4 protein-coding genes are annotated in these 4,933 nt (G+C 69.0%); 3 read left to right on the top strand and 1 reads right to left on the bottom strand.

All coding sequences use genetic code 11. The features are described from left to right. Positions 1 to 279 precede the first annotated feature (279 nt). The 3 genes from AOK23_RS43060 to AOK23_RS43070 are packed head-to-tail and all read left to right on the top strand — an operon-like array spanning position 280 to position 3,400. On the top strand, positions 280 to 1,596 hold the full coding sequence (locus AOK23_RS43060; protein ID WP_055717803.1) for an ABC transporter substrate-binding protein: 1,317 nt from the start codon (positions 280 to 282) through the stop codon (positions 1,594 to 1,596). Then, positions 1,596 to 2,549: a carbohydrate ABC transporter permease gene (locus AOK23_RS43065; protein WP_055717804.1), complete on the top strand. Its 954-nt coding sequence runs from the start codon at positions 1,596 to 1,598 to the stop codon at positions 2,547 to 2,549. Before AOK23_RS43060 ends, AOK23_RS43065 begins: the two co-directional genes overlap by 1 nt. Continuing rightward, a complete protein-coding gene (locus AOK23_RS43070) occupies positions 2,546 to 3,400 on the top strand; it encodes a carbohydrate ABC transporter permease (protein WP_206336447.1) in 855 nt (284 codons plus the stop codon). Before AOK23_RS43065 ends, AOK23_RS43070 begins: the two co-directional genes overlap by 4 nt. 182 nt (positions 3,401 to 3,582) lie before the next feature. On the opposite strand, the gene AOK23_RS43075 is transcribed toward AOK23_RS43070, so the two are convergent. Next, positions 3,583 to 4,878, bottom strand: coding sequence for an HRDC domain-containing protein (locus AOK23_RS43075; protein WP_206336448.1), 1,296 nt, complete (start codon positions 4,876 to 4,878; stop codon positions 3,583 to 3,585). Between the last annotated feature and the right edge of the window lie 55 nt (positions 4,879 to 4,933).

Raw genomic sequence — 4,933 nt, forward strand, 5'->3', positions numbered from 1 at the left:
GGGCGGGAGCTGCCCGCCGCCGTAGATCGGTGTGCACGCACACCGAGCTACTGGCGGCGGGCAGCTCCCGCCCCTCGTACCGCAGGATCCAGCCCTCGGTGAGCGGGGTGGCGTCGAGCATGCGCCCTCCTAAACCGGTCCAGTCGATGACGCGGCAGCGTCGCGAAAAGTTTCGGCACCCTTGGCGAGATTGGGACTTTACCGGTTCAGTGAACGGCTGCCAGAGTGCCGAACCAGCCAACCACCCGTGCTCGTCCGTCCCGAACGGAGCTGGTGCACATGAACCACCGAAGGACGCTCACCGGAACACTGCTCGCCGCCGCGCTCCTCGCGTCGGGCTGCACAGGCAGCGGAGGCGGCTCGAAGGCAGCCGACGCGAAGGCACCCGACGATCCGTCGAAGGTGTCCGGAACCATCAAGGTCCTCACCCATCGCACCGACATCGTGCAGGACGGCACGATGAAGAAGTACGCGGCGGAGTTCAACAAGATCTACCCGAAGGTGAAGGTCGAGTTCGACGCGATCACGGACTACGAGGCCGAAGTCAAGATCCGTATGAACACGAAGAACTACGGCGACGTCCTCATGATCCCCGGCGTCATCAAGAAGAACGACTACCCCAGGTTCTTCGCCTCCCTCGGCACCCAGGACGAGCTCGCCGAGAAGTACCGCTTCACCGGATTCACCACGGTCGACGGCAAGGTCTACGGCCAGAGCCCCATGGGCGCGACCCCCGGCTTCCTCTACAACAAGCGGATCTGGGCCGAGGCCGGCGTCACCGACTGGCCCACCACGCCCGACGAGTTCCTCACCGCGCTGAAGGCCATCAAGTCCAAGACCGACGCCGTCCCGTACTACACCAACTTCGCCGCCCAGTGGCCCCTAACCCACTGGACGTTCGTCAACGGCTCGGTCAGCTGCGACACCGGCGCCACCACCGCCCTCGCCGAGACCGACCCCTGGGGCGAGAACGGCGAACTCCGCGTCGGCGACACCCTGTTGTACGACATCGTCAAGCAGGGCCTGATCGAGAAGGACCCGACGACCACCAACTGGGAGGAGTCCAAGCCCAAGCTCGCCAAGGGCGAGATCGCCACGGCGTGGCTCGGCAGCTGGGCGGTCATCCAGTTCCGGCAGGCGGCCGAGAAGGCCGGGGCCGACCCCGACGACATCGGCTTCATGCCGTTCCCCGCCCGCGTCGACGGCAAGGCGTGCGCCACCGCCAACCCCGACTACAACCAGGCCGTCAGCATCCACTCGAAGCACAAGGCGGCCGCCCGCGCCTGGGTCGACTGGTTCACCGACAAGTCCGGCTACGCCGAGGACAACCTGTCGATCGCGACGCTGAAGAACGCCCCGCTGCCCGAGTCGCTCAAGCCGTACGAGGAGCAGGGCGTGAAGCTCATCGAGCTCGACGACGCCAAGGGCGGCCGGGTGAAGGAGATCGACAACGCCTCGGAGGTCGGCATCTACGCCCCCGAGTACCGCCAGGACCTCGTCGACCTCGCCCGCGGCGCCAAGGACGGCACCCTCGACGACTTCCTCGACGACCTGGGCGAGCGCTGGACCGAGGCGCAGAAGACCGTGGGTTCCTGATGCCCGCCACGCACACGACCGAGAAGGTGGCGCGGCCCCCGTCGGCCGCGCCACCGCCCCCGGTGCCGAGGCCGGCCCCCCGCTCGGTGCGCCTGTGGCGGAAGCTCACCCCGTGGCTGTTCCTCGCCGCCCCGCTGGCCCTCCTGGTCGCCTTCACCTACGCCCCGGTCGTCAACATGCTGGCGTACAGCTTCACCGACTGGGACGGCGTCAGCCCCGAGCTGAGCTACATCGGCGCCGACAACTACGTGGAGATCTTCACCCGCCCCGAGCTGTTCCAGGTCTTCTTCGTCAGCGGCTACTACCTGGCCGCCTCGGCGGTGCAGATCGCCCTCGCCCTCTACTTCGCGACCGTCCTCAGCTTCAACGTCCGCCTCCGGAACTTCTTCAAGGGCGTGCTGTTCTTCCCGTACCTGATCAACGGCGTCGCGATCGGCTTCGTCTTCCTCTACTTCTTCCAGGACGGCGGCACCCTCGACTCGGTCCTCGCCCTCTTCGGGTACGAGTCCGACCGCGCCTGGCTGGGCACCTCGACCTCCGCGAACATCTCCCTCGCCAGCGTCTCCGTCTGGCGCTACCTGGGCCTGAACTTCGTGCTCTTCCTCGGCGCGATCCAGTCCATCCCGGGCGAGCTGTACGAGGCCGCCGAACTCGACGGGGCGAGCCGCTGGCACCAGTTCCGGTACATCATCGCGCCCGGCATCAAACCGGTGCTGAGCCTGAGCGTGATCCTCTCGATCTCGGGGTCCCTCTCGGTCTTCGAGATCCCGTACATCATGACCGGCGGCGCCACCGGCACCGAGACCTTCGTGATCCAGACGACCGACCTGGCGTTCCGCTTCAACAAGACCGGCCTCGCCTCGGCCGCCGCCGTGGTCCTGCTGCTGATCATCCTCGCGGTGACCTGGGTGCAGCGCCGTCTCGTCCCGGACGACAAGGTGGACCTCACATGACGCTCGCGCACCCGACCACGGTGGTACGCCGCCGGGTCGCCCGGACGCTCACCCATCTCTCCCTGGTCGTGGCGTCCCTGGTCGTCCTGCTGCCGCTCGCCGTGGTGTTCCTGACCTCGCTCAAGTCCGAGCAGGAGATGGCGAAGGGCAGCCGGGCGCTCGGCCTGCCCGACGATCTCCTCAACTTCCGGAACTACGTGACCGCGTTCCGGGACGGCGAGATGCTCGCGGCCTTCGGCAACACGGCCTTCATCCTGCTGGTCGCCGTCACCGGCACGGTGGTCATCGGCTCCATGGCCGCCTACGCCATCGACCGGTTCACCTTCCGCTTCCGCAAGCTGGTCGTCGCGCTCTTCCTCGTCGCCACGCTGGTGCCGGGGGTGACGACCCAGGTGGCGACCTTCCAGATCGTCGACAGCTTCGGCATGTTCGACAGCCTCTGGGCGCCGATCGCCCTCTACATGGGCACCGACATCGTCTCGATCTACATCTTCCTGCAGTTCGTCCGGTCGATCCCGATCTCCCTGGACGAGGCGGCCCGCCTCGACGGCGCCAACGCGTTCACCATCTACCGAAAGATCATCTTCCCGCTCCTGAGGCCGGCGATCGCCACCGTCGTCATCGTGAAGGGGATCACCGTCTACAACGACTTCTACATCCCCTTCCTCTACATGCCCTCGGAAGACCTTGGCGTGATCTCGACATCCCTGTTCCGCTTCAAGGGCCCCTACGCCGCCCACTGGGAAACGATCTCAGCCGGAACGGTCCTGGTCATCCTGCCGACCCTGATCGTCTTCCTGGCCCTGCAGAGGTTCATCTACAACGGCTTCATGCGAGGAGCGACGAAGTGAAGCAGGGGGCGATGAAGTAGAGGAGCGACGAGAGGCGAGGGGCCGAACGAGCAGGGGGCGCCTCGTGGCTCCCGGGAACCCTCAGGGGCGCGGGGAACTGCGCGACCAGCCCCCACACACCCGCATCCGCATACGCACCCACACCGCGTCGCACCCCCGAGGCGGCCCCTCCCGCGGAGCGGCTACGCGCTCTTGCCCACCGCCGACAGCGCCCCCACCAGCACCGGCGTCACCAGCTCCACCTGCCACGCCCGCGCCCCGTACCCCGCGAGCGAGGCGGAGATCGAGTCGGCGTCGGCCGTGGCCGGCGGCTCCCAGCACAGACGCCGCACCGTGTCCGGCGTGATCAGGTTCTCCTGCGGCATGTTCAGCTGCTCCGCGAGCGCGCTGACCCCGGCCCGCGCCGCGGACAGCCGCGCGGCCGCCGCCGGGTCCTTGTCGGCCCACGCCTTCGGCGGCGGCGGCCCCGTCACCGGCTGCCCGTGCGCCGGCAGCGCGGTCTCGGGCAGCGCCTTCGCCCGGTCCACCGCCGCCTGCCACTGCTCCAGCTGCCGCCGCCCCATGCGGTGCCCGAAACCGTTCAGCCCGGCGAGGGCCTGCGCGCCTGTCGGCAGCGCCAGGGCGGCCTCGACGATCGCCGTGTCGCTGAGCACCTTGCCCGGGGAAACGTCCCGCCGCCGCGCGATACGGTCCCGGGCCTCCCACAGCTCCCGCACGACCGCCATCTGCCGCCGGCGCCGTACCTTGTGCATCCCGGACGTACGCCGCCACGGGTCCTTGCGGGGCTCGGCGGGCGGCGCCGTCGCGATCGCGTCGAACTCCTGACGGGCCCATTCGAGCTTGCCCTGCCGGTCCAGCTCCTTCTCCAGCGCGTCCCGCAGGTCGACGAGGAGCTCCACGTCGAGGGCGGCGTAGCGCAGCCAGGGCTCGGGCAGCGGGCGGGTCGACCAGTCGACGGCGGAGTGGCCCTTCTCCAGGACGTAGCCGAGGACGTTCTCCACCATCGCGCCGAGGCCGACGCGGGGGAACCCGGCGAGCCGGCCGGCCAGCTCGGTGTCGAAGAGACGGCTGGGGACCATGTCTATCTCGCGCAGACAGGGAAGGTCCTGGGTGGCCGCGTGGAGCACCCACTCCGCGTCGGAGAGCGCCTCGCCGAGGCCGGACAGGTCCGGGCAGGCGATGGGGTCGATGAGCGCGGTGCCCGCGCCCTCACGGCGCAGCTGCACCAGATAGGCGCGCTGGCCGTAACGGTAGCCGGACGCGCGTTCGGCGTCGACGGCGACGGGGCCGGAGCCGGCGGCGAAGGCGGCGATCACCTCGGCCAGCGTCGCCTCGTCGGCGATCACGGGCGGAATGCCGTCCCGCGGCTCCAGCAAAGGGATCGGCGCCTCCGCGTCAGAAGATCCGCCGTCGTCCGGAGGGGCGCCTCCGGTGGTTCGCAGGGTGCTGTCTGCTGCGGTCTCTTGGGCGTCGGTCACCTGTCAAGGGTATCTGTGTATGGACATGGCCCGCCGACGGAACGTTCCGTCGGCG

It is taken from the genome of Streptomyces torulosus (genome assembly GCF_001419765.1).
GTDB classification, from domain to species: domain Bacteria; phylum Actinomycetota; class Actinomycetes; order Streptomycetales; family Streptomycetaceae; genus Streptomyces; species Streptomyces torulosus.